22 protein-coding genes and 1 pseudogene are annotated in these 25,898 nt (G+C 35.0%); 7 read left to right on the top strand and 16 right to left on the bottom strand.

Annotation, left to right across the window (positions count from 1 at the left end; translation table 11 throughout):
* Positions 1-140 precede the first annotated feature (140 nt).
* A complete protein-coding gene (gene nadD, locus O9307_RS14580; protein ID WP_298300746.1) occupies positions 141-722 on the top strand; it encodes a nicotinate (nicotinamide) nucleotide adenylyltransferase in 582 nt (193 codons plus the stop codon).
* Here the strand turns inward: nadD and O9307_RS14585 are convergent, their stop codons facing one another.
* Positions 723-1,619, bottom strand: a complete 897-nt coding sequence (locus O9307_RS14585; RefSeq protein ID WP_298300749.1) for a LysR family transcriptional regulator — start codon at positions 1,617-1,619, stop codon at positions 723-725.
* Between the two features lie 91 nt (positions 1,620-1,710).
* Between O9307_RS14585 and O9307_RS14590 the strand changes: the two genes are divergently transcribed.
* The 3 genes from O9307_RS14590 to O9307_RS14600 all read left to right on the top strand — a co-directional run bounded on the left by O9307_RS14590 (position 1,711) and on the right by O9307_RS14600 (position 5,014).
* Positions 1,711-2,478 (top strand): type 1 glutamine amidotransferase domain-containing protein, encoded by a 768-nt coding sequence (locus O9307_RS14590; RefSeq protein ID WP_298300752.1) that lies wholly within the window; start codon positions 1,711-1,713, stop codon positions 2,476-2,478.
* A 101-nt stretch (positions 2,479-2,579) separates the two neighbouring features.
* Positions 2,580-3,743 carry an iron-containing alcohol dehydrogenase gene (locus O9307_RS14595; RefSeq protein ID WP_298300755.1) on the top strand — a complete coding sequence of 388 codons (1,164 nt, stop codon included), beginning with the start codon at positions 2,580-2,582 and terminating at the stop codon, positions 3,741-3,743.
* A gap of 275 nt (positions 3,744-4,018) precedes the next feature.
* Positions 4,019-5,014, top strand: a complete 996-nt coding sequence (locus tag O9307_RS14600; protein WP_298300757.1) for an NAD(P)H-dependent glycerol-3-phosphate dehydrogenase — start codon at positions 4,019-4,021, stop codon at positions 5,012-5,014.
* A 302-nt stretch (positions 5,015-5,316) separates the two neighbouring features.
* Here the strand turns inward: O9307_RS14600 and O9307_RS14605 are convergent, their stop codons facing one another.
* The 3 genes from O9307_RS14605 to O9307_RS14615 form a co-directional block, all read right to left on the bottom strand.
* Positions 5,317-5,724 carry a hypothetical protein gene (locus tag O9307_RS14605; protein WP_298300759.1) on the bottom strand — a complete coding sequence of 136 codons (408 nt, stop codon included), beginning with the start codon at positions 5,722-5,724 and terminating at the stop codon, positions 5,317-5,319.
* A 92-nt stretch (positions 5,725-5,816) separates the two neighbouring features.
* On the bottom strand, positions 5,817-6,836 hold the full coding sequence (gene pheS, locus O9307_RS14610; protein WP_298300761.1) for a phenylalanine--tRNA ligase subunit alpha: 1,020 nt from the start codon (positions 6,834-6,836) through the stop codon (positions 5,817-5,819).
* A gap of 114 nt (positions 6,837-6,950) precedes the next feature.
* Positions 6,951-7,307 carry a hypothetical protein gene (locus tag O9307_RS14615; RefSeq protein ID WP_298300763.1) on the bottom strand — a complete coding sequence of 119 codons (357 nt, stop codon included), beginning with the start codon at positions 7,305-7,307 and terminating at the stop codon, positions 6,951-6,953.
* Positions 7,308-7,467: 160 nt separating this feature from the next.
* Here O9307_RS14615 and O9307_RS14620 point away from each other — a divergent pair, with 160 nt between their 5' ends.
* Positions 7,468-7,968 carry a CvpA family protein gene (locus O9307_RS14620; protein WP_298300765.1) on the top strand — a complete coding sequence of 167 codons (501 nt, stop codon included), beginning with the start codon at positions 7,468-7,470 and terminating at the stop codon, positions 7,966-7,968.
* A 309-nt stretch (positions 7,969-8,277) separates the two neighbouring features.
* Here the strand turns inward: O9307_RS14620 and O9307_RS14625 are convergent, their stop codons facing one another.
* From O9307_RS14625 to O9307_RS14675, 11 genes are all read right to left on the bottom strand, one after another.
* Positions 8,278-9,837: a RagB/SusD family nutrient uptake outer membrane protein gene (locus O9307_RS14625; RefSeq protein WP_298300767.1), complete on the bottom strand. Its 1,560-nt coding sequence runs from the start codon at positions 9,835-9,837 to the stop codon at positions 8,278-8,280.
* A gap of 6 nt (positions 9,838-9,843) precedes the next feature.
* Positions 9,844-12,945 carry a TonB-dependent receptor gene (locus tag O9307_RS14630; RefSeq protein ID WP_298300770.1) on the bottom strand — a complete coding sequence of 1,034 codons (3,102 nt, stop codon included), beginning with the start codon at positions 12,943-12,945 and terminating at the stop codon, positions 9,844-9,846.
* A gap of 336 nt (positions 12,946-13,281) precedes the next feature.
* Entirely contained in the window at positions 13,282-14,028 is a 747-nt protein-coding gene (locus O9307_RS14635; protein WP_298300772.1) for a tetratricopeptide repeat protein, read from the bottom strand.
* Between the two features lie 55 nt (positions 14,029-14,083).
* Entirely contained in the window at positions 14,084-14,464 is a 381-nt protein-coding gene (locus O9307_RS14640) for a GxxExxY protein (protein ID WP_298300774.1), read from the bottom strand.
* 47 nt (positions 14,465-14,511) lie between these two features.
* Positions 14,512-16,263 carry a BatD family protein gene (locus O9307_RS14645; protein ID WP_298300776.1) on the bottom strand — a complete coding sequence of 584 codons (1,752 nt, stop codon included), beginning with the start codon at positions 16,261-16,263 and terminating at the stop codon, positions 14,512-14,514.
* A 20-nt stretch (positions 16,264-16,283) separates the two neighbouring features.
* A complete protein-coding gene (locus tag O9307_RS14650; protein WP_035717917.1) occupies positions 16,284-17,045 on the bottom strand; it encodes a tetratricopeptide repeat protein in 762 nt (253 codons plus the stop codon).
* Positions 17,046-17,111: 66 nt separating this feature from the next.
* The gene (locus O9307_RS14655) at positions 17,112-18,143 is read right to left on the bottom strand and encodes a VWA domain-containing protein (protein WP_298300780.1); all 1,032 of its coding nucleotides are present in this window, start codon (positions 18,141-18,143) and stop codon (positions 17,112-17,114) included.
* 141 nt (positions 18,144-18,284) lie between these two features.
* Complete coding sequence (locus O9307_RS14660; RefSeq protein WP_024982511.1) at positions 18,285-19,286, bottom strand: VWA domain-containing protein; 1,002 nt, start codon at positions 19,284-19,286, stop codon at positions 18,285-18,287.
* A complete protein-coding gene (locus tag O9307_RS14665) occupies positions 19,286-20,914 on the bottom strand; it encodes a hypothetical protein (protein ID WP_298300782.1) in 1,629 nt (542 codons plus the stop codon). Before O9307_RS14665 ends, O9307_RS14660 begins: the two co-directional genes overlap by 1 nt.
* 51 nt (positions 20,915-20,965) lie before the next feature.
* Positions 20,966-21,829: a DUF58 domain-containing protein gene (locus O9307_RS14670; protein WP_298300784.1), complete on the bottom strand. Its 864-nt coding sequence runs from the start codon at positions 21,827-21,829 to the stop codon at positions 20,966-20,968.
* A 140-nt stretch (positions 21,830-21,969) separates the two neighbouring features.
* Positions 21,970-22,974: a MoxR family ATPase gene (locus O9307_RS14675; RefSeq protein WP_298300786.1), complete on the bottom strand. Its 1,005-nt coding sequence runs from the start codon at positions 22,972-22,974 to the stop codon at positions 21,970-21,972.
* Between the two features lie 212 nt (positions 22,975-23,186).
* Between O9307_RS14675 and O9307_RS14680 the strand changes: the two genes are divergently transcribed.
* Positions 23,187-24,059: an aldo/keto reductase gene (locus tag O9307_RS14680; protein ID WP_298300789.1), complete on the top strand. Its 873-nt coding sequence runs from the start codon at positions 23,187-23,189 to the stop codon at positions 24,057-24,059.
* A gap of 472 nt (positions 24,060-24,531) precedes the next feature.
* A complete protein-coding gene (locus O9307_RS14685) occupies positions 24,532-25,347 on the top strand; it encodes a tetratricopeptide repeat protein (protein WP_298300791.1) in 816 nt (271 codons plus the stop codon).
* 427 nt (positions 25,348-25,774) lie between these two features.
* On the opposite strand, the pseudogene O9307_RS14690 reads toward O9307_RS14685, so the two are convergent.
* Positions 25,775-25,898: pseudogene (locus O9307_RS14690) on the bottom strand (IS982 family transposase); the annotation flags it as partial.

Here is a 25,898-nt window from a genome sequence, read left to right on the forward strand (position 1 = left end):
GCAGAAAGAATTAACGGTGCAATTGAAGAGCTAAAACGAATCGGTAGAGGATATAGAAACAAGCAAAATTTTAGAACAGCTATTCTTTTTTTTCACGGTGACTTAAATGGATATTCACACAAAACCCAGTAGAACCAAAAATGAAAATCGGACTATATTTCGGGACTTTTAATCCCATTCATGTGGGACATTTGATTATTGCCAATCATATGGCAGAGCATACCGATTTGGATCAAATTTGGATGATTGTAACGCCTCATAATCCATTGAAAAAGAAAAGCACCTTACTTGATGATTATCATCGGTTACACATGGTGCATTTGGCTACGGCTTCCTATCCAAAAATCAAACCTTCGGATATCGAATTTAAATTACCACAACCCAATTATACGATTAATACGCTAGTCCATTTACAGGAAAAATATCCGGAACACGAGTTTGCATTAATCATGGGCGAAGACAACTTAAAATCCTTGCACAAATGGAAAAACTATGAAGCCATATTAGAACACCATTCCATTTATGTCTATCCAAGAGTCAATTCAGGTCCCGAGAATGTAGCCTTTTCTAATCATCCAAAGATTAATGTTATTGATGCTCCTGTGGTAGAAATTTCAGCGACATTTATTCGCGATAACATTAAAACTGGCAAAAATATTCGCCCCCTTTTGCCACACGATGTTTGGGAATATTTGGATCACAATAATTTTTACAAAAAATAATCACCCCAAAACCTCTTTTAAAACCGAAGCTACTTCTTGAGCAATCGTAGTTAAATGATTATTTTTACCTGATAACAAAAAAACAGGTTTTTCGGGCATTTTGGGACTATCCCAAACCAATTGCAATTCCTTGTTTTGAATTTTTGTTTTGGCATTGCAATCCCAAACTATCGTTACTCCCGTATTTTGAGCCAATATCGATAGCATTTCGTTTTCGGATGGAATAATATAATTGGCTACTATAGCTGGTCGTTTTTTGTTGAACACATACAACCAAAACAACTTAATGTGTGGTATCCCCGAATCATTACTAAACCAACGCTGCTCATTCAACCAATTCTCAACGGCCGTCCAATCTTCCGCTTTTATTTTAGCGGTGAGTTCCTGAATTGGTATATCTGGTGTAGCTACCACCACTTGCTTGATAGCACCAACTTTTTGCTGAAGCGTATCAAAAGTGTCATACTGTTTGGTTACTATGGCAACATCAAGTTTTTTAGAATTTACTAAATTAAACAACTCCTCGTTGTTCCCAAAAGTGAAATCAATAAAATCAAATTTTGCGACCAATGATGCGCCAAAACAATGCATCAAATGTTTTGAAACTCCAATTGAAAGTAACCGATTCGCATTAAAGGCTTTAGCTCGAAAACCGTTTTCTACATTTTCTAAGCGATCCAAAGCGTCAATGATTAAGTTATTGAGTAACTTTGCGTATTCCGTAGGCTCGACCCCTTTTGATTTACGGTTGAAAAGCGTATATCCTACATGCGCCTCTAACATCGCAATTTGCTGACTAACTGCGGGCTGACTAATAAACAACTCCTTGGCCGCCAAAGAAAAATTTCCGTTTTTGTATACTGATTTGAAGGTGCGATACCATTCTAAATTCACCATGGTATAAATATATTTATTACAAACATAATATAAATTATTTTTAATAATATCATATTCGCCATAAATTTGTACTCTCAACTTAAAATATACAATGAACAAAACGAACTTATTTGCGATTCTGTTATTAACCTTAAGTTGCTTGATGGCAACTGCTCAAAAACAAAATAAAAAGATGAAAAAAGTACTATTTGTGGTTACCAGTCATGATAAATTAGGTAACACAGGAGAAAAAACAGGATTTTGGACAGAAGAATTTGCTGCTCCTTATTATGCATTGGCCGACAAAGGAATTCAAATCGACATTGCTACACCACTGGGAGGACAACCTCCAATCGATCCTAAAAGTGCTGATCCAGCATCGGCTACTGAGGACACCAAACGTTTTGATGCCGATACCGCGTTGTTAGCAAAACTAAAAAACACTAAAAAGTTAACAGAAGTTAATCCATCAGATTACGATGCGGTTTTTTACCCTGGAGGTCACGGTCCGTTGTGGGATTTGGCCGAGGATACAACTTCAGCAGACTTAATTGCTACTTTTTATACACAAAACAAGCCAGTCGCCTTCGTATGTCATGCGCCAGCTGCTTTGAAAAATGTTAAGGTAAATGGCCATTTTTTGGTTAAAGGTAAAAAAGTAACTGGTTTTACGAACTCCGAAGAAGCAGCCGTGGGATTGACCAATGTCGTACCTTTTTTGGTGGAAGATATGTTACAAAAAAATGGTGGTTCTTTCAGCAAAGCCGAAGATTGGCATTCGTATGCCGTTGAAGATGGTTTATTAATTACAGGACAAAATCCAGCATCATCAAAGTTGGTTGCCGAAAAATTATTGGCGCAATTGCATTCAAAAAAATAAGAGAAAGTCTCTAAGATACTGAGAAGCTAAGTTACTAAGGTCTAAATGTGTTTAAAAACTCAAAAACTTAGTACCTTAGTGTCTCTTTAAAAACAAACCTCATGTTAAACTTCGAATTATACAATCCTACGAATTTAATTTTCGGAAAAGGACAAATAGAAAAAATAGCGACCTTGATTCCAGCAGAAGCCAAAATTTTGATCGCTTACGGAGGCGGAAGTATCTTCAAAAATGGCATTTACGATCAAGTTAAAGCTGCCCTTCAAGATCGCACGATAGTTGAATTTGGCGGTATTGAACCCAATCCACATTACGAAACGCTAATGAAAGCGGTAACGATAATCAAAGAACAAAACATAGATTTCATCCTTGCCGTGGGTGGCGGAAGTGTAATTGATGGCGTGAAATTCATGTCGGCAGCGGCACATTTTGAAGGCAACCCGATGGATATCCTACAAAAAAGATTACTCATCAAAGACCTTAGCAAAGTAGTTACTTTTGGTACTGTTCTAACAATTCCTGCCACTGGTTCCGAAATGAATTCGGGTGCTGTAGTAACGATTCAAGCCACACAAGAAAAACTGTCATTTGGCGGAAGCGCTTTGTTTCCTAAATTTTCGATTTGTGACCCCACGGTTATTCATTCTTTACCAAAAAGACAATTGCAAAACGGGGTTGTAGATGCTTACACTCATGTGCTAGAACAATACTTGACCTATCCGCATGATGGTTTTTTACAAGATCGAATTTCCGAAAGTATTTTGCAAACATTAATCGAAATTGGACCAAAGGTAGTAGAGGATCCAACCAATTATGCTTTGGCTTCGAACTTTATGTGGAGTTGCACCATGGCGCTCAACGGACTGATTCAAAAAGGAGTTCCTAGCGACTGGGCTACACACATGATTGGTCATGAATTAACGGCTTTGTATGGAATTGATCACGCTAGAACATTGGCTATCATTGGTCCCAACTTATATCAGATTATGTTCGAAACCAAAAAAGGAAAATTAGCTCAATACGGCAAACGTATTTTTAATTTATCTGGAACTGATGACGAAATTGCTCAAGAGGCTATTCACAAAACAGTAGATTTCTTCCACATTATGGGAATGCAAACCCAATTGTCTGAATACACCAAAGATTTCGAAAAAACAGCCGATTTTATTGCAAAAAGATTTGAAGAAAGAGGTTGGAAAGCTTTAGGAGAAAAACAAAATATCACACTAGAAAAGGTTAGAGAAATAGTAACCGCTAGTTATTAATACTAAAAAAAGGCGCTTTACAATTCGTAAAACGCCTTTTTCAATTACTAAAAACAAAACTAACTAAAACAAAAATAATATCTTTTCATTATAAACTTAATTTACAGTAATTTACAACGTAAAAACAAACTATATATTGTGAAAAATAAAAAATTTATTATTTTAAAAAAGATCTTTCTAAGCTGTAGTCAATACTCAACAATATGGGTGGCAAACAAAATTAATTTGTGTAATTACTAGTATTTTGAGTACTTTTGATGAAATTTAATAAAAAAATGGCCGATAAATTAAAATTTGCAGTAATTGGTGGGGGAAGTTGGGCAACTGCTATTGCTAAAATGTTATGTGTGAACCAAAAAGAAATTTGCTGGTACATGCGAAACGAAGTCGCTATCGATCACCTCAAAACCTACAAACATAATCCCAATTACTTGAGTTCGGTTGAATTTGACACCAACAAACTTATCCTAACTTCGAATATTAATGAAGCAGTAGAATATGCTGATTACTTAATTTTTGCCATTCCATCGGCTTTTTTAGAGGGAGAATTATCTAAAATAACTGTTCCGTTAAAAGACAAAATCATCTTTTCGGCCATCAAAGGGATTGTTCCAGAAACCAGCTTGATTGTTGGGGAACATTTTCACATTCAATACGACATTCCTTATTACAACATAGGCGTAATAACAGGTCCTTGCCACGCCGAAGAAGTTGCCTTAGAACGACTTTCTTATCTTACAATTGCCTGTGGTGACCCAGACAAAGCAAAAAAAGTAGCCGAAAATTTATCAGGAAATTATATAAAAGCCAAAATATCAGATGATATAATTGGTACAGAATATGCGGCGATGCTCAAGAACATTTACTCAATAGCAGCTGGGATCGCACACGGTTTGGGTTATGGTGATAATTTCCAATCGGTAATCATGAGTAATGCTATTCGAGAAATGAAAAAGTTTATCCGAAAAGTGCACAAAATGAAACGTAACATCAATGATTCTGCCTATTTGGGAGATTTATTAGTTACTGGTTATTCCATCTTTTCAAGAAACCGTATGTTTGGAAATATGATAGGTAAAGGCTATACTGTTCAAGCAGCTATGATGGAAATGAGCATGGTAGCCGAAGGCTATTATGCTGTAAAAAGCGCTTACAAACTCAACCAAGGTTATGGCGCCAAAACTCCAATTATAGATGCCGTATATCAAATTTTGTATGAAGGAAAAGAAGCTAAAGCGGTCTTTAAAAAACTTACCGAAGCGTTAGACTAATTTGTTCTAAAAAAAATTACCAAAATAAAAAAAGGCAACTGTTACATCAACAGTTGCCTTTTTACAAAAACACATAACTAACTAAATATACATCAAACATAAAAATTCCTTTGGGAAAGATTTTGTATTTAATCGTGTACAATAGGTATGCCTAAGTTAAAAAACCACGGTTTTAAAGGGATTATAAAATTTTAAGAGTCGCAAGACTGTCCATTTATTGGAAAAAAATTTCAGAATTTGGACAAAAAAAGATGCCACTGGAACTCCCAATGGCATCTTTTACATTTTAAATTATCAATAAATTATCTAACTATTACGCCATCTACAAAAAGAATAGGTACTTCCTCCATTTCAGATTCATTGATGCTATTGGCTTTGAAAATGAATTTTTTATCGTACAAGGTTCCATCAATAAAATACGTTACCATAAACTCATTATTGAGCGTAAGTACATTTTTCTCAATCATTTCTATTTTAACAACAGAAACCGCTGGTATTTCAACGAAAGCGTGACGCAAAAGCGATGTTTTTTTCATTTCGCCATCAATCGTTCCAAAGGCTTTTGAAACAACCATAACGCCTTCTAAATTGAAATCACTATCGTTTACCAAGTAGGCGTACCACACTTTTTCCATAAAGTCGTCGCTCCATTCTTGAACGGCAGCAATAAATACATTTTCTACGACAGGTATGATGATGTCTTTTTTCATAGATTAAAAAAATGAGTCCCTAGTACTTAGTTCTCAGTCAAAAGATGCTATGACTGCAAAAGAACTAACTGCTAAGGACTATTGACTTGTTACTAAATAATCGATTTAAATTGCTCTAAGAAACGCACATCGTTTTCATAAAACATACGGATATCACCAATTTGATACAACAACATAGCGATACGCTCTACTCCCATTCCGAAAGCAAAACCATTATACTCATCTGGATTGATGCCACAATTGGTCAAAACATTAGGGTCTACCATTCCGCAACCACCAATTTCTAACCAACCCGTACCTTTGGTAATACGATAATCGGTTTCGGTTTTTAGTCCCCAATAAATATCTATTTCGGCACTTGGCTCCGTAAATGGAAAATAAGACGGTCTAAGACGAATTTTTGACTTCCCGAACATTTCCTTCGTAAAATACAAAAGCGTTTGTTTTAAGTCAGCAAAAGACACATCCTTGTCGATATACAACCCTTCTACTTGATGAAAGATACAGTGCGAACGAGACGAAATGGCTTCGTTACGAAATACACGACCTGGAGAAATCGTACGAATAGGTGGTTTGTTGTTTTCCATATAACGCACCTGAACCGATGAAGTATGCGTACGCAACAACACATCAGGATTGGTTTGAATGAAAAAAGTATCTTGCATATCACGAGCCGGATGGTATTCTGGCAGGTTCAAGGCAGTAAAATTATGCCAATCGTCTTCAATTTCTGGTCCTTCAGAAACATTGAATCCAATGGTAGAGAAAATATCAATAATTTGATTTTTCACTAAGGATATTGGGTGACGTGAACCTATAGTGATTGGTTCGCCCGTTCTGGTTAAATCGCCATAAATACCTTTGCTTTCTTGCTGATTTTCTAGACCTTCCTGAATGGATTTTACTTTTTCTTCAGCAGTAGCTTTTAGTAAATTGATGACTTGTCCAAATTCCTTTTTCTGTTCGTTCGGAACATTTTTAAACTCGGCAAACAACTCTTTCAAAAGACCTTTACTTCCCAAATATTTGATTCGGAACGCTTCTAATTCCGCTCCATTCTGAGTAGAAAACGCTTGTGCTTCTGCAATGTATTCTTTTATCTTATCTATCATTTTCATTCCATAATTGAGGTGCAAATTTAGCTTTTTTTGGTGATTAGTGAAAAGTGATTAGTCAAAAAATTAAATAATGCTAATCACTAATTACTTTTTACTTTTCACTATTTTCTAATCAATCACCTCTCGCTCTACAAAATAATTCACAATCGCTTCTTTCATCAAAACGGTTTGTTCACCAGCTTTCAAAGGCGGTAATTCCTCCTTCACTTTATAATGTGGCCAACCTTCTTCATCAAAAAAGTCAAACTCATAAAACCCATAAGGTTCCAGCAATCTACAAATAGCAATATGCATCAGATTTACCTTTTCATCTTTCTTAAACTCGCGGTGCACTTGGCCCAACTCTTGAACCCCGATAAGGTAAATTATAGCGTCTAAATCCAAATCTTCGCCTTGCGAAAATCGATCTGACAATAAGGAAACCAAGCGTTCCCAACGTTCTTTTAACTGTATATCTCTAGACATTATTTTCAAATTAAGGAATTAGGATTTAAAATTTAGGATTGACTAACCAACACTACTTTTCAATACTAATTATTTTTGGCAAAGATAAGCACTTGAAAATTGAGTTAGGGTATCGCCGATTTCTTTTATATTTGCACTTTTAATTTATTACCCTAAAAACATGACTTTTTTTGATCTTTTAATTGGTGGTTTATTGGCTTATGCCTTGTTCAAAGGCATTCAAAACGGCCTTTTTGCCGAATTGGCTTCTTTGGTTTCTTTGTTGATTGGAATTTACGTAGCGGTAAAATTCTCCGCACTTATGGCATCCATAATTTCAAGCATTGTAAAATGGAATCCGTATACAATACAAATAGTGGCTTTTATACTGACCTTCATTGTGGTGGTCGTGGGTATTTATATGCTTAGTAAATTTTTTACAGGTCTAGCCGATTTTGCTTATCTAGGCTGGATCAATAAAGTAGGTGGCGGTGTGTTTAGAGTGTTGAAATTTGTACTGATTATCAGTATATTTTTGACCATTTTCGAAAAAATCAATTACCATAATTTCTTGGCTAAAAAAGAGACTTTAGATAAATCACTTTTTTTTAATCCGATACAAAAAACTTCTGCTTTTATTTTTCCTTCTTTAGAGAAATTATACGATAAAGCTAAAAAATAAGATTCTTTATTTAAAGTATACAAAAACGCCCTTGGAATATAGAATTTCAAGGGCGTTTTTTTTCTATGAATAATTAGTTTATTTCATGGTTTAACACATTATTAGCTTTAAACCCAATAAGTTTAATATTAGTTTGCTTTTAAACTTGTTGCAGCGTAGTACTACATCAATAATGAAACTTACAAAGTCAGATACTTTTCAATAGCATACTAAATTAATAACCTAGTAAATAAAAAAACAACCAAACAATTGCATAAAAAAAACCGCCTCAAAAAATTGAGACGGTTTTGACATTCTAAAAATAACTAACTACCAACCTGGGTTTTGCTGTGCAGCAAGCGTTGGGTTATTATTAGTCTCCAATAAAGGTATTGGCCACAAAACTCTAAAATCAGAACTTGGAATTGCTTTTTCTAACAAAGGACCATCATAAGGTGTTCCTAATACAAACATATCTTTATTAGCAGAACCATTACCTATTTTAGCTGGAATACCATCAATAGGAGCAATATCATCATTTTGCAAACGGTGAATATCAGACCAACGACGTCCTTCCATCAAAAACTCAATTCTTCTTTCTTTCAAAATCGCTTTTACTACATCAGCAGCAGTTGCGAAAGAAGCAGCTGTGTAAGCCTGAGTAGCAGGATTTGCTAAAGATCTATTTCTTACTCTATTCAATAATGTAAGTGCAGTAGCTAAATCTGGAGAAGCCTTTCTAGCTTGCGCTTCAGCAACATTTAATAACACTTCAGCAAAACGAATTACAGGTGCAGCATCAGTAAATTTTGTACCTTCTTTGTATTTATTAGTGTATTTAATTCCATTTACAGTTTCAACCATAGTCCCTTCAGTTCTTCTTTTATCATCAGTTAACCAACTTGGGTCTCTCCAAATAATAGGACTAATACAAACCAATCTTCTTGTTTTGTATTGAGAGGCCAAAGCTCCGTTTACACCAGGGTTTTGTCCTGCTGCTTCAGCATGACGAATAGAGAAAATTGACTCAGGATTAGTTAAGTTTGTTGCTGTAATAAATGGCACTTCAGGTTGCGCACCAAGAGCGATTCCTGCTAATGGCTTAGATCCTTCAGCAATTACTTTATCCCAGTTTCTTTGATGTAAATATACTCTTGTTTTAAAAGCAATTGCTGCGTTTTTGGTTGCTAAGCTTTTATCTGAAGCTTGTGTAATTTTAGCTTCAGCATCATCAAGATCTGCAATTACTTTTGCATAACATTCTGCAACACTGTTACGCCCTCTTGCTAATTCAGCATCAACTTCCGCTTGAGTATCGATTCCTACTTCACGATAAACTATACCTGCATGACTTGCAGTTGCAGTAAAGTTGTAAGGCCTTGCAAAATAAGTAAGTAATTCGAAGTGCGTAATTGCTCTTAAAAATTTAGCTTGACCAATATAATCATTACCTACAGCTGTAGAAATAATTCCTTTTGCCATAGCTCCAGTCACCCCTTCGATCACTAAGTTACAACGGTTGATCAAACGATAACCGTCTACCCAATAATATACGTTGTTAGCCGTATTTGTGTCATAATTTCCTTGGTAGGTAAATTGATAAAAAGCGGCCATATTAACAACATCCTCTCCCCTATTATCACCTTGCTGTACAAAAGCTGCTCCCCAAACATAGCCACGACCACCGTTAGGGTTAGTGCTATTAAACTGACCTAATTGTGCAGCATTATACATTCCATTTACTGAAAGTTTTATCAATGATGGAGAAGAATAAGAAGCATCATTTGAGATATTATTTACTGGGCTCAAATCTAGTATTTTTTCATCATCACATGAATTTACTAAAAAGGCAAACAGTAATGCACTTGTAAGTTTTATATACTTTTTCATTTTTTATTATAAGTTTACGTTAAGACCCATAGAGATTGTTTTGGCACGTGGAGTTCCATTTAAATCTACTCCAAAAGTTTCCATCTCAGGATTGATTCCTTTGTAATCAGTAATGATTAACATGTTTTGAGCTTGAAGGAAAATTCTAAACTTATCAAGCTTTAATTTTTCAACTAGTGATTTTGGAAGAGAATATCCTATAGAAACATTGTCTAAACTAATAAAATCTCCATTTTCAACAAAACGAGTTGTAGCAAAACTTGCTAAATTTATTAGGTTTCCGTTTCCAGCCATCAACTTTGGTGTCCAGCCATCTCCAGGATTTGCAGCACTTTGCCATCTTCCTAAAATTTCAGTACTATTATTGTTTAGATCCTGATTCAACATTTCTCTTCTGGTAGAATTGAAAATTTTGTTACCCCCACTAAAACGCACAAGAAATGTTAAATCGAAATTTTTGTAACTCATGTTAGAAGAAAAACCACCAAAATAAGTTGGCAATGTATTTCCTAGTATTTTTCTATCAGACAAAGCCAAAGAAGAAGCCTTTGAAACATCGCTTGGATTAGATGAATCATAAACTACATATCTTCCGTTATTAAGGTTAGCCTGAACTAAAGATCCGTCAGCCTTAACATATACTGGATTTCCATTTGCTTTATTCACTCCCCAATATTCATAACCAAACAATGAGTTAGGCGATTCATTAGTTCTAATTATAATATTTGGATTAATATTGATATCCGAAGATGAACCACCAACAATATCAGCATTGTTACTTGGCAAAGAGGTAACTAAACTTTTTTGAAGCGTTACATTGGCATTTACATTCCATTTAAAATCAACATTGTTAATTATTGCCGCTTCAACACCAAACTCTAATCCTGTATTTTCTAACGCACCGATGTTTTTAGCGATTCTGTTATTAGGTACACCTAATGAAGAAGCAACTGGTACGTTCAAAATCATCCCTTCAATATCATTTTTGAAGTAATCTGCCGTTATCTTAATTCTATTGTTTAAGATTGATAAATCAACACCAAAATCGGTTTTTTTACTTTTCTCCCATTGCAATTGGTCGTTACCAAATTGTGTATAAGCAATACCATTTGCAGCACCATACTGAGAAGCCGAAGTTAAACCTAAGTAAGGAAAGTTTCCAATATCAGTATTTCCTACTTCAGAATAAGAAGCTCTTAACTTGAAATCAGAAACATACTCTTTTATGCCTGACATGAAATTTTCATTGGCTATATTCCAACCTGCAGAGTATCCTGTAAAGTTACTCCATCTAGTAGCTGGGCTTAATTTAGACAAACCATCACGTCTAATAGATCCTTGCAAGAAATATTTCTGTTTGTAGTTGTAAGACAATCTAGCGATGTAAGACACGATAGAGTTTAAACCAACACTTCCATTAGCTGTCTGAACTGTATAAGCTCCTGAAACCAAGTTTTGATCGTAAAATCCATCAGCTAAATCAGTACCAACACCTTCAAAGTATTGATTTTTTTCTGATTGGTATTCCGCAACTGCAGTAGCAGAAACATTGTGGTCGTTTAAGAATGTTTTGTTATAAGAAAGAATGTTTTGAATATTCCATCTTAACGAATTTAGATTATCATTTTGCAATCTTCCATTAACAGAAAAACCATCACCATGAACAGGACTCCAGTATAAGAAACCACCAGTATTAGCATTATCAGCACTTGCTTGAAATCTAAAATTCAAATCTTTTGTAATATCTGCAGAGGCAAAAGTATTGATCAAAAGACGCTGAATAGTTGACGTTTGTTTGTTATTTTCTAAACCGTAAACTACGTTTGTCAATTGAGTACCTACTGGTTGTAAATTATCCCATTGACCTACCCAATTGTTAGTAGTAATATTGTATCCTGTTGGATTAGCAGCATTATAAATTGGAACATTAGGCAAATTACGGATAGCATTAAAAATATTACCAGAAATTGAGCCTCTACCTGTATTTAAACCACTATATTCAGTTCTTGAAAGCGCAATATTTCCACCAAAAGAAAACCAATCGTTTAATTTGTGTTCAATATTTGTTCTAAAGTTGTAACGAGTCATTTCGTTAGACTTAGCAATACCTTCTTGATCAGAATACCCTAACGACATGAAATATTTCGTTTGATCAGTACCACCACTAAACGATAAATTATGATCTATTTGAACCGCATTATCTCTTAGAACAGCTTTTTGCCAATCTGTATTATAAGTTGAACCTACAGCCCAAATTGGCTCGCCTATATTAGTTCTTTTCTCATTCGCGATAGTTAAAAACTGAGAAGTATTCAACAAATCAAAAGTTTTAATTGGTGAAGAAATCCCAATAGTAGTGTTATAACTCACTTTGGCATTTCCTTTTTTACCTTTTTTAGTTGTAATCAAGATAACTCCATTTGCAGCCCTAGAACCATAAATTGCTGTAGCAGCACCATCTTTTAACACTTCGAAAGACTCAATATCGTTAGGATTAATATCTCCTAATCCATTTGCGTTAGCATATCCACCAAGATCACCAGAATAAATTGGCATACCATCCACAATATACAAAGGTTGTGTACCTGATGAAATAGAAGCAACACCACGAATTCTCACTACTGGCGCTTGTCCTACGATACCATTTGGAGATGTAACCTGAACACCTGCAGAACGACCACCTAATAAACTCTCAAAAGATGGAGAAACCAATCCAGCAATTACTTCCCCTTTAATTTGAGAAATTGAACCTGTAATAGTTTTTTTCTTTTGAACACCATATCCAACAACTACTACCTCTTCTAATTTCTCGGCATCATTGTTTTCCAACTTAACATTTAATTTGTCTGAAGCATCAACCACTTTAGACACATCTTTCATCCCAACAAAAGAGAAAACTAATACATCTCCTTGTTTGGCTTTAATAGCATAGCTTCCATCGAAACTAGTTTGAGTTCCAGTTTTGGTTCCCTTAATAATTACATTCACTCCTGGGATTGGACCTACAGCATCCGATACTACTCCCGAAACAGTTTTCACTTGAGCGAAAACTAATTGCATTGACAAAGCCAATAGCAAAGAAAAAATCCATTTGAATTTTGATCGCATAAACTTGAATTTTGATTTAGTTATGCAACAAAAATCATAACAATTTCTTAATAAAAAAAACAGCAATCCATTGCGAACCCTCGAAAACAAAGGAATTCAGTAAATTTTATATTACATTAATTATAAAATACCCAACACATATTTTTAGATTTAACACAAATCAAACAGGTATTAAAAATTATATCTAAATTAAATTGCGAATTCAATATAATTGCAGGAATGCTAATTTTAACATAATTTCCCAAAAAAACACCCTAAAAACATAAGCTTTTAAGCAAAAAACGGGTGTTTCTCAACAATAGAAACACCCGTTTTTAAGAAAATTCACCTTAATATTTACTTCACTTCTTTAATAGAATTCGCGTTCAACCAGCCTTCAGTGCCGTCCGTGAGTTGTACTTTTCTCCATTGTTCAAGGGATTCAAGAACATAAACTTTGGTGCCTTCATGGAGGATTATTACGGTCGGACTTGCAGCTTGTGGCTCACTTTTTACTTCGGTACTTTCTGCAAAAAGTATAGCTGGTCGATCATTTTTAAAATGACTTTGCTCAAAATAACCCGCAAAAACACTTATCAAAACGAGTAGCAATCCAAAAAACATCCCAAAGAAAAAAACACGTTTCGCTAAAGAAGTTTGAGTAAAATAGTATCCTAAAAAAAGGAATAGCACTACAACTGCAAACCCAATCGAAATCCATCCCCAAGTATCATAATGAAAGAAAGCGGTAAAATCGTGTACCAGTTTCTCGAAACCTACTTTGGGAACCACTTTAATCTCATCGATGGTTTTCTTTTGGGCAAATTTCAAATTGTTTAGAATTTCTGAATCATTAGGTTTCAAAACCAAGGCTTTCTCGTAATTATAAATAGCTGGTGCTACTTGATTGAGTTTGTAATAACAATTACCCAAATTGAAATACAAATCAGCCGATTCTTTTTTCTCCGTTTGCACCATCGATTCATAGGCCTGAATGGCTTGCTCGTATTGTCCTTTTTTATACAATGCATTCCCTGACTCAAACCCATTTTGAGCAGTTAAAACACTGGTTATAAATAATAATAAATAAACTATATTTTTCATATGTTGATTTAATTTTAAACACAAAGATCACTAAGGAAGCGCTAAGAACACTATTTTAAAGTGTACCGTTTATCACCCTTCTTACTCCTTCTTTGAATAATTTCACGTTAAAATTGATTAATAATCCTAACTTACAATCTGATAATTTTAAATAAGTTAGCAACTGCGCCAAATGAACATCATTTAGCGTTTCCACTGCCTTGATTTCAACAATAAACTTATCTTCAACTAAAATATCAATTCTATATCCTACATCTAATTTTACTTCTTCATAAACTAGTAGTAAGGATTTTTGCTTTTCAACTTTTAAATTTGCTTTCTTTAATTCATAAAACAAGCACTCTTCATACGCACTTTCCAATAATCCAGGGCCTAAAACTTTATGAACCCTTAAGGCACATTCAAATACTATTTTGGAAATTTCATTTTCATTCATCTATTTAAAAATTTGTGCTTTTTGTGCCTTCCTAGTGCCCTTTGTGGTTACACAATTTGTTTTTCTAATCCCGAAATAATTTCAACGGCTTTATCAAAATCTTGCTGAATCGAGGCGCTAGAAGAAGGCGCATAACGCGCAATCTCACAATTTTCGGTCAAGGCAATAAAATCATTCACAGCCTCAGGATTCGCTTTTCTAGACAACAACAATTCTTGAATGTTATCTTTACTCATTTCTGAAGTTTCGATGTGTAATTTGGCTTTTAAGAAATTATGCATCGCTTTTTCGAGTGCCACATAGAACAACTCTTTGTTCGCAATTTGTTTTTTGGCTTCCGATAAATATTTTTTAGCCAATTTATTGTTCATTTTGATTCGGTTACCAAAGACATCGCTATCTATGGCTTCTTTTTTCTTTTTGAAAATCACAATCAAAGGGATTATTCCAAAAGGAAGCAATAACAATGCATAAAAGCTATTGGAGCCTAAGAAATCCTTTCCGTGAACATCTTCAAGCTCTGTTTTGAGCTTGATGAATTTGAATTGCTCCAGATTACTAATCTTATTTTTAGCCGTGCTCGCCACTGAGGTACTGTCTGTAGCAGTCGGACCATCTAAAACAGTCACCAAAATCTCTGGAGAAGTAATCGTTTTGTAGCTGCCCGAATTCAAATCAAAATAAGAGAATTGCATTGGTTTGATCGGATAGGTTCCTTTGAACTGCGGAATAATGGTATAACTGTCCGAAATCTTACCTGCCATTCCAGAAAGTGGCGTATTTACGGATTCCGTATGAACAGGGTCATACATTTCTAGAGCGTTTGGAACTACAGGTTTGGGTAAGGTGAATAATTTAAGATTTCCTTTTCCAGCGGCGCTTACTACCAATTCTAAACTTTCACCATTGTGTAGCGTTGTTTTGCTTGGTGTAACTTTAAAATCAAAACTTCCCACAGCACCTGAAAAATCTGCTGGCTTGCCCGATTCTGGCAATCCCTTTACGGCAATGGTTCTTGATCCTGCAGAAACTCTTTTACTCGTTTCTCTAATCATCATTTGACCAAACATATCTCTTCTGTTGGTTGGCAACTGAACGTCTATGTCGAGCGATAGCGGCTCGATTTCAAGTTTGCCAGATTTTTGAGGATATAAAACGGTTTTTCTTAGCACTACGTAACGGAAACGCTCTCCTTTGAACATCCCTTCTTCAGCGACTAATTGTTTGATATCAATATTTTGGCTCCAAAAATCATTGTATTTTGGCTTACTTAACTCACGCCAATTTGAAATTCCGATATTGTAGCTGAAATACAACTTATACACAACGGTAATGGGCTCGTTGATATACGGATTGGTTTTAGAAACATCGGCTACTAAATACAAATTATTATCGGCAGAAATTTGTCCGTCATTCTCTTCCTGACTTTGTTGTACTGCATTGGTCACAGTAATCTTTACAGGAGAGGTTTTGTATACCTGACCATTAAACTCAATCGCTGCTTGCTTAATCACCAAAGCTCCTTTTCGAGTGGGCAACAAAAAATAAGAATACACTTTTTCAAAAGAGCTTCTACCGTTGACCCAAGATTGACTTACTTGTTGGCTAGGTCCAGCGATGATTCGGAAACCATCGAAAGAAGGTTGAATAAAATTATCACCATCTACATTCATAATAAAGTCAACACGAAGGCGTTCATTTAACGCTAAAGTGTTTTTACTCACTCGTGCCTCAAACTGAACTTGAGCCAGAAGCGGGTTAGCAATTATAAAAAGTGCAACTGCAATAAATTTTTTCATTTTAAAATGCGGTTTTTGAATTACCAATCTTTTTCGGTTTGAACTGGTTTTCCTTGGCCTTGTTTGGCTTTTACTTTATCTTGAATTTTCTTTTCTTCGTTGTTTACAGCATCCAAAAGGTTTTCTAAACGGTCTTTAGAAATATCGCCAGGTTTGGGTTTGGGTTGTCCTTTTTGGTCTTGATTTTTGCTGTTTTTTTGCTCGTTTTGATTAGGATCTTGTTTTTTGTCCTGATCGCCTTTATCGTCTTTTTTGTCTTTATCTTTATCGCCGTCTTTCTTGTCGTCCTTCTTATCTTTATCCTTGTCTTTGTCTTTTTTATTATCCTTATCGTTTTTCGGTGGATTGTCTTTTAGCATTTTTTTGGCCAAAGCATAATTGTAACGCGTTTCTTCATCTTCGGGATTAGAACGTAAAGCGTTTTTATAAGCATCTACAGCGGCTTCGTAATTTTTATCTTTCATAAAAGTATTGCCCAAATTGTGCAATATTTTGTGCTTTTGCGATTTTACTTTGGCTTTGCGTAATGCTTCAACATAGGCGTATTGTGCTTCGGCATTTTGATTTTGTTTGTAAATTGCATTTCCTAAATTGTAAGGAGCCACTGTTCGGTTAGGGAATTTAGATTGTGAAATTCTATAATTCGCCTCCGCTTCTACAAACTTTTTTTCTGCAAATTCTTCATTCGCTTTTGGTAATGCTTTGTCTTTTTGTTGAGCAAATAAGCCCCCTAACCCCAAAAGGGAAAACAAGAAAAGGAATATGAAATATTTTTTAATCATTTGTAATTTTGTATTTTATCACTTTCAAGTACATTTATCAACTTCACATTGGGAGGTTAGAAAACTTTATTTCTCGTTAAACAAATTCAATTTTTTCACCCAACTTGTTTTGCGTTCTAACAGAAATACATCTACCAAAAGCAACAGAAAACCAATGGCTAAAAACCACTGAAATTGAGATTGGTACTCTGCCATTTCAGTTGCTTCAAATTCTGTTTTTTGGATTTTATCCAAAGTGTTTTTTACGAATTCTAATACTTCTTTGGTATTCGCGCCGTTTACATAATTTCCATTCGTCGCTTTTGCAATGCTTTTCAAGCTTTCTGGATTCAATTTTGTGATAACGATTTGATTGTCTTTGTCTCTTTTATAGCTTTCAATCACACCGTTTCGGCGCAAAGGAATCGTACCTCCTTTTTCTGTTCCGACACCAATGGTGATGATTTTCATACCAATTTTATTGGCTTCTTCGGCGGCGCTTTCAGCTCCTTCAGAATGGTCTTCCCCATCCGAAATCATAATCATCAACTTGCTTGTTTTGCTTTTTTCATCAAAATAAGTAGCCGATAGTTTAATCGCTTGGTCCAAAGAAGTTCCTTGAGACGAAACAATGTCGGTATTCATACTTTGTAAAAACATTTTCGCCACACCATAATCTGAGGTAATTGGCAATACAGGAAAAGCACTTCCTGCATAAGCTACAATTCCTATACGGTCACTGCCGAGTTGGTTGATGATTTGAGAGACGATTTGCTTGCTTTTTTCTAAACGACTGGGTGCGATATCCTCTGCCAACATACTTTTAGAAACATCGACTGCAAAAACAATATCAATACCTTCACGCTTCACCGTTTCCATTTTGGTGCCAATCTTAGGATTCACCAAACCTAAAATCAAGCAGGCAAAAGCCAATACTAACACAATTAATTTCAATACCGATTTAAAACTAGAGCTATCTGGACTCAACTTTTGCACCATTTCAACCGAACCAAATTCGCGTTGTTTTTTTCTTTTCCAATATAAATTGTACAAGAAAATCACTACCAAAAGAGGCAATAAGATGAGTAGATATAAATATTTTTTTTCGTCTAATTCCATTTTTTATTCAAATTCCAAAAATTAAATCCCAAATTCCAATTGTGAGTGTAACTACTCCAAAATAAATTCCATCCATTGGAATTTGGAGTTTTAAAAATTGATTTTTGTTTTATTTAAAACAATCCTTTTTAAATCAATATTTTAAATAAAACTCCTGTACACTGTATTTCTCAAACCAACTTCGATTAGTAACAATAGTCCTGCTAGCAACACAAAAAATCGGAACTTTTCGTCGTAGTCGTAGAATTTTAATTCTTCTATTTCTGTGGTTTCGAGTTTGTTGATTTCGTTATAAATCTGTGCTAGTTTGTCGTTGCTTGTTGCTCTAAAGTATTTACCATCGGTTTTTCGGGCAATGTTTTTCATCAATTGCTCGTCGATTTCTACTTTCATCATTTGGAACAAAAAGCCTCCGTTCGGTGCGATTGCATAAGGAAACATTGCCATTCCGTTTGTTCCAATTCCGATAGTGTAGACTTTAATTCCGTATTGTCTGGCAATATCTGAAGCGGTTTCTGGTTCAATAAAACCAGCATTGTTTACACCATCCGTCAAGAGAATAATGACTTTACTTTTAGCTTTGCTGTCTTTCAAACGGTTTACGGCTGTCGCCAATCCCATCCCAATTCCAGTTCCGTCTTGCAAAACGTTGTCGTATTTTATGCTTTTGATAGCTTCTTGAACAATCGCTTTATCACTAGTCACAGGAGTTTTAGTATACGATTCGGCAGCATACACTACCAATCCAATACGGTCATTGGGTCTTTCGTCAACGAAACTAGCCGCCACACGTTTTAGGGCTTCCATTCGATTGGGCTTTAAATCTTTGGCCAACATACTTCCTGAAACGTCAATCGCCATCACGATATCAATTCCTTTGGTGGTTTTCGTTCTATTGCTCACATCGACTGTTCTAGGTCTTGCCATTGCCACAATCAACAACGCCAATGCCAAAATTCTAAACACGCTCAAATAAGGTTTCAACTGCACCCAAAATGATTTTTTTCCTTGAAAGCCTGCTGTTGAACTCATTTTAAGCGCAGCCACTTGATGATTTCTTTTCCAGAACAACCAAGCAATCACCACTGGCAGTAACAAGAACAACCAAAAAAATTCTGGATTTAAAAACGTTATCTTTTCCATTAGTTTCTTGCTAGTTTTAATTCAACAGAATTCAATATACGTTCTGCTATTTTTGTGGCGTACTCATCTCCTTCTTCGTGCAAAATCATAATTTGCTGCAATCCGCCATTTTGACTAAACAATAAAATCTCATAATACAATTTCGTACTGCTATTGGATTTATCGTCAACTTTGGAGAATGTTCCGTATCCTTTGATTCCTTTAAGTCCTTCGGGAGTTTCAAAATCCTCTTGTTTAACGAGCATATTTTGAGCGCCTTGCAGCTCCATCATTTTGATAGAACCTTCGAGGGCTTTTGACAAATCAAGGGCATTTTCTTGTTTGAAACTATAAGTGGACACCATCAAATAGAAATTTCCTAAGAAGCTTCCATAGCCAAAAGATTGCATATCTTTAATTAATGCCAAACCTTCTTTTGGTAACGCTTTTTTCAAATCAACACGGGTCAATACTTCAGGAGTTTCAATGATTACACTAGGGTTTCCGTATTGACTTTTCACCCATTCTCCTTCAAGTAATTCTTTGGTTTGATGTCCGATAATAGAATGTACCGTGTACATAAATCCTTTGGTCACTACGAAAAACAAAAAGACACTCAGCACTATTCCTGCACCGATACCAACATAAGTTCTGATTTTCGCTTTGCGTTCTTTTTCCAACTGAAGTTGTAATTGTTTTTGTTTTTGAGCTTCGTTCAACACATTTTCCTCTTCAGATTCTACTACAACAGGTATTGCATTATCAAGGGTTAAAATCGCTTTTTGAATTTTATTTCTATCTTCTGTGATTTCAAAATCTAGAGGTTTAGATTTCGCAAATTTTACCAAATCCGCTTGTTTCAATACACGTTCTAAGTTATCGATTGTTTCTTGAGATAACTTCATTTTCTTTTTCTGAGAAGCCGCTTTAAGTCCTGCAACTAATTCCGCTGTGGTACTTTCCATCGCTGGAACAGCAATGGCTTCTTCGATATAATTTCTAGCAATATCCGTCAATTCGCTATAATATGCTTTTACATCACCTTTTTGCCAAAGCTCTTTTTGCTCTAAAGTATTCAATAAACTCGTGGCTTTTTCGATAGGCGTTTTGTAAACGACAACTTCTGGTGCTACTGTTTTTTTACGAATTTTGAAGTACCAATAGGCTACTGCCCCAACGATAACAAGAGCTATCAAAAGATACAACCACCAATTGCCCCAAGAATCTTGCGCTTTGATGATGCCTTTGATGTCGTACATTTTTTGTTTCAATGTATCAACAGCAACATTAGCGACTTCCACTTTAATAGAATCCGAGAAAAAAGGTTTTTTATCAATTAAAATTTTAACCGAAGGAATGGTATATCTTCCAGAATCAAACTGAGTCAAACCATACTTTTTGATTAACTCAATTTGGTCATTTTTTTTAACCGTATCAATTGGATAGGATTCGATAACTTCTAATGGTCCAATATTTTTTAGGTTAGGAAAAGCAACCTTTGAAGTAGTTTTTACCGTAGTCTTTAGAGTTAGTTTAAACTCGGCACCAATTTTATTTTTGGTGGTGTCTATAGACGTGAGCACTTGTTTTTGCTGAGCAAAAAGAGAAGTCGATAGAACGATAAATAATAGGTAAAGTTTAATTTTCATTTGTCTTTTAACTTTAACCCTGTCAGAGTTTAAAACTCTGACAGGGTTAGTTTAACGAGATTTAAAATAACTCAATAGTTTAGTCACGTAACTTTCATCAACTCTAGTGTTAACAACTCCTGAGCCTGACTTACGAAAGGTTTCCTTAAAATAATTCACTTTATCTTGATAGTGCTTTTCATAATTCATTCGAACAGTTTTTGAACCTGTATTGATTAATTGAGTTCGTCCTGTTTCGGCATCGAGCATCGTCACCATTCCTAAATTGGGCATTTTTTCTTCGCGAATATCGTACACTCGTATTCCAGTAATATCATGCTTTTTGGAAGCAATCTTCAAGGTTTGCTCGTAGTTTTCACACATAAAATCAGAAATCATAAACACAATCGCTTTCTTTTTTTGAGTGCTTGATAGAAATTTCAAGGCTTGAGCAATATCTGTTTTATGGCTTTTAGGCTCAAACTCGATTAGTTCACGTATCAGACGCAAGACGTGAGAACGTCCTTTTTTGGGTGGAATGTACAATTCTATTTCGTCAGAAAACAAAATCAAACCAATTTTGTCATTGTTTTGAGTGGCCGAAAAAGCCATAGTAGCGGCAATTTCAATGACAATTTCTTTTTTGAACTGACTTGTAGAACCAAAATTTTCAGAACCCGAAATATCGACCATTAACATCATCGTCAATTCGCGCTCTTCTTCAAAAACTTTTACGTGGGCTTCGTTATAACGGGCAGTTACATTCCAATCGATAGCGCGAATATCGTCACCATATTGGTATTGACGCACTTCGCTAAACGTCATTCCGCGGCCTTTGAAAGAGGTATGATACTCACCAGAAAAGATATGATCGCTCAATCGTCTGGTTTTGATTTCTATTTTTCGTACTTTTTTTAAAAGCTCTTTTGTATCCATTTCTTATTAGTGTTCAGTAATCAGTTAGAAAGTGAACAGTAAAAGTTCAAATTCTAAAAGCCTTTCTGCATTTATAAGTGTTCCATTAAAAGTATTGATTGTAAAGTGAATACTAAAAACCTGAACACTGAGCACTTATTTTAAGGTACTTCGATTTCGTTTACGATTTTGTTGATGATGTCTACCGAAGTTACGTTTTCAGCTTCGGCTTCGTAGGTTACACCAATACGGTGACGCAATACATCGTGAACCACAGCGCGAACATCTTCTGGAATTACATAGCCACGACGTTTGATAAACGCATAACATTTAGCAGCATTGGCCAAGTTGATACTTCCACGAGGGGAAGCTCCAAAACCAATCAGAGGTTTCAAATCGGCTAGTTTATATTTCTCAGGGTAACGCGTTGCAAAAATAATATCTAAAATGTATTTTTCAATTTTTTCGTCCATGTATACTTCACGAACCGCTTCTTGCGCACGTAAAATTTGCTCCACAGAAACTACAGGATTTACTTTTTCGTAGCTTCCTTTTAAATTTTGACGAATTACAAAACGTTCGTCTTCCATTTTCGGATAGTCGATTACAGTTTTTAGCATAAAACGATCCACTTGCGCTTCTGGTAACTGATAGGTTCCCTCTTGCTCAATTGGGTTTTGTGTAGCCAATACCAAAAAGGGTTTATCTAATTTGAAAGTAGTGTCACCAATGGTTACTTGCTTTTCCTGCATCGCTTCTAGCAAAGCTGATTGTACTTTGGCAGGCGCACGGTTTATCTCATCGGCAAGCACGAAATTGGCAAAAATGGGTCCTTTTTTGATAGAAAATTCATTTTGCTTGATGTTATAAATCATCGTTCCAACAACATCAGCTGGTAATAAATCTGGGGTAAACTGTATTCTACTAAAAGAACCTTGAACAGCTTGAGATAAGGTATTGATGGCTAAAGTTTTGGCTAATCCTGGCACTCCTTCTAACAGAATGTGTCCTTGACCTAAAAGTCCAATTAGCAATCGCTCTACCATGTGTTTTTGTCCCACAATAACTTTGTTCATTTCCATGGTAAGCAAATCGATAAAAGCACTCTCTCGTTCTATTTTTTCATTGATTGCTCTAATGTCTAAAGTCGTTGTATTTTCTTCCATTGTTTCGTTTTTATTCGCTTTGATATTTGTACCCTAATTTTGATGGTGCAAATTGAATTTTTTTTTAGACGTTTGGTGTTAAAAAATGGTTAAAAGTTCGGAAGATTCCCGAATTTTAAGTAAGAATTATGATGCTATCTATTAAATTTTAAGAACTTTGAAAAAATTACTTTATTTCCAAAGTTAAATTACACATTAATCACATTTTAAGCATGACTAAATCTTCATTATCCCCTATTATTGCTGGTGCGATGAATTGGGGCGTTTGGGACAAAAATCTCAAAACAAAAGAGATGGAAAATCTCATTCACATCTGTTTTGAAAACAAAATAACCACTTTTGACCATGCCGATATTTACGGCAGTTATACCACTGAAGCACAGTTTGGAAAAGCCCTTTCTAATTCTAAAATTAAAAGAGAGCAAATTCAATTGATTTCGAAATGTGGGATTCAAATGTTGGCCGAAAAAAGAAACAATACCGTCAAACATTATGATTATTCGAAAGACTACATTATTTGGTCTGTAGAAAATTCTTTGAAAAACCTGAAAACGGATTTTCTAGATGTCCTTTTATTGCACCGACCAAGTCCGTTGATGCAAGCCGACGAAATTGCTGAAGCGGTTGAAAAATTAAAATCCGAGGGAAAAATCATTGATTTTGGAGTATCAAATTTCACCAGTTCACAAACGGAATTGATTCGACAAAAAACTACGATTTCGTTTAACCAAATTCAATTTTCGGCTACAGATTATCAACCGATCCTTGACGGCAGCTTGGATTATATGCAACTGCACCAAATTCGTCCGTTGTCTTGGAATCCGCTTGGAAGTGTTTTTCGTCAAGAGAATATGCAAACTTTCCGCTTGCGTAAATTATTGGCAACGCTAGTTTCTAAATATGAAATTGGTGCCGACACGATTTTATTGGCTTGGATTTTAAAACACCCTGCTCATATTGTTCCAATTGCGGGAACAGTAAATGTGGCGCGTATCCAATCGTTGATGAAAGCTACTGAATTACAATTGTCGCTAGAAGATTGGTTTGCGATTTGGACAGAAAGTATGGGTAACGAAGTACCATAGTGGCAGTATAAATGATGCCAAAAAGGTAATTTGTTGCCTTTTAACCCCGATTGCAGTAGAAATCCTTATAGCCCGGGGTTCGGGGCATAAGATTACAACGGAAAGCGGGACAACTCGTGTGGTACGCAAAGAAGTGCTGCTCCTAAAAAAATAAACACGAATGACACGAATGGGCACGAATTCGTAGTCAAATGGTAATTCCCTTAACAACCCTGTCAGAGTTTAAAACTCTGACAGGGTTACTAAAATCACGCTACACCTACACGTTTTTCAAAACGGTGTAGGTTTTTAGTATTTGTTTTTAAACTGCTAAAAAAAACAACTAGTTTGTAAGAATAATATATTTGAAGTAAAATAAAGTAAAATGGAAATTGCTAATTCTGGATTAGAATTTCAAATATGAAAATTTTCGCACATGTACTAGTTACTTGATATTTTCTAATAGCCAAAATCTTAAAATAAAATTTAAAAAATGAAACAACTATTTATTTCAATTATTTGTCTTTTAATTATACAAGTTACATTTGGTCAAAACAAAGTAATCGATCAAGAATTAATCAAGAAAAATCAAAATGCTATTATTGAAGAGTTTGTAACAAACTGTGCTGAAAAATATAATTACAATTATCAAATGGCTGAATGGCAAAATTGTTTGGATGAAGGACTAAAAAAAGACAGCACTGTAGCATATTTGTGGCAACAAAAATCAATGCCATATTTTAAAGCAAAGAAATATGAAATTGGAATGAAATATATTGATAAAGCGGTAAAATATGATCCTGAAAGATGGCAATCTTATCGAGCATTCATAAAATGTATTTTTGCTAAAACCTATAAAGAAGCCATTATTGACTTTGAAGATTGCAAAAAAAAATTTGGTAATAATTATGTGATGGATCATACTTATAATTTTTATATTGGCTTGTCATATTTACAACTTAATGAATATTCAAAAGCAGAAATGCTTTTCAACGAATATATAGAGGATTTGTTTAAAAATAGACAAGGTTTGGAACATCCAACGGCTTTATTTTATTACGGAATTTCAAAATATGAACAAAAAAAATGGGTAGAAGCAATAATTGAATTTGATAAAGCATTAAAAAAATATCCGAATTTTTCTGATGCAAAATATTACAAGGCAATTTGTTTGGCAAGATTAGAAAAACAAGAAAAAGTTTCCATGTTATACAAAGAAGCAAAGGAGGATGCTGAAAAAGGATTCACAATTAATGAAGATAATACGGCCTATGAAACATATCCATATCAAAAAAGATGGGTAAATTAGAAACTGTAAAAAAATGTCAGATAACAACCAGAGTTTCGTTTACAGCCCTATTAATGAGGATATTATCCTATTGCCCACAATTCTTACAATATTAAACAGCAACCTACTTACAATAAATTTTATATAATTATTACGAGTACGAGCTTAAACCATCTCACTAGTCGTTGAACTTAATATGGTCCTAGGTTCGGGGCAAAAGATTACTTCGTCAGTTCGCTATCGCTCGGGTGTAACGAAAAGCGGGACAACTAGTGTGGTACGCAAAGAAGTCCTCCTCCAAAAAAACAAACACGAATGACAGGTATGGGCACGAATTCGTAGTCAAATGGTAATTCCCTTAACAACCCTGTCAGAGTTTTAAACTATGACAGGGTTAAAAGCATAAAAAAAGTCTAGCTTTCACTAGACTTTTTAAACCTGAACTCGATTAATAAAAGACCGCTAATTGGTTAGTTTTAACCGTTTCGTATTTCAAAGAAGGCTTTTTAGGCAGAAAATTATAAGCAATTATTCCAGCGATAAGATTAGACAAAAAGTTAGTAAATGATCGA

Source organism: Flavobacterium sp. (assembly GCF_027531905.1).
In the GTDB taxonomy this organism is placed as follows: domain Bacteria; phylum Bacteroidota; class Bacteroidia; order Flavobacteriales; family Flavobacteriaceae; genus Flavobacterium.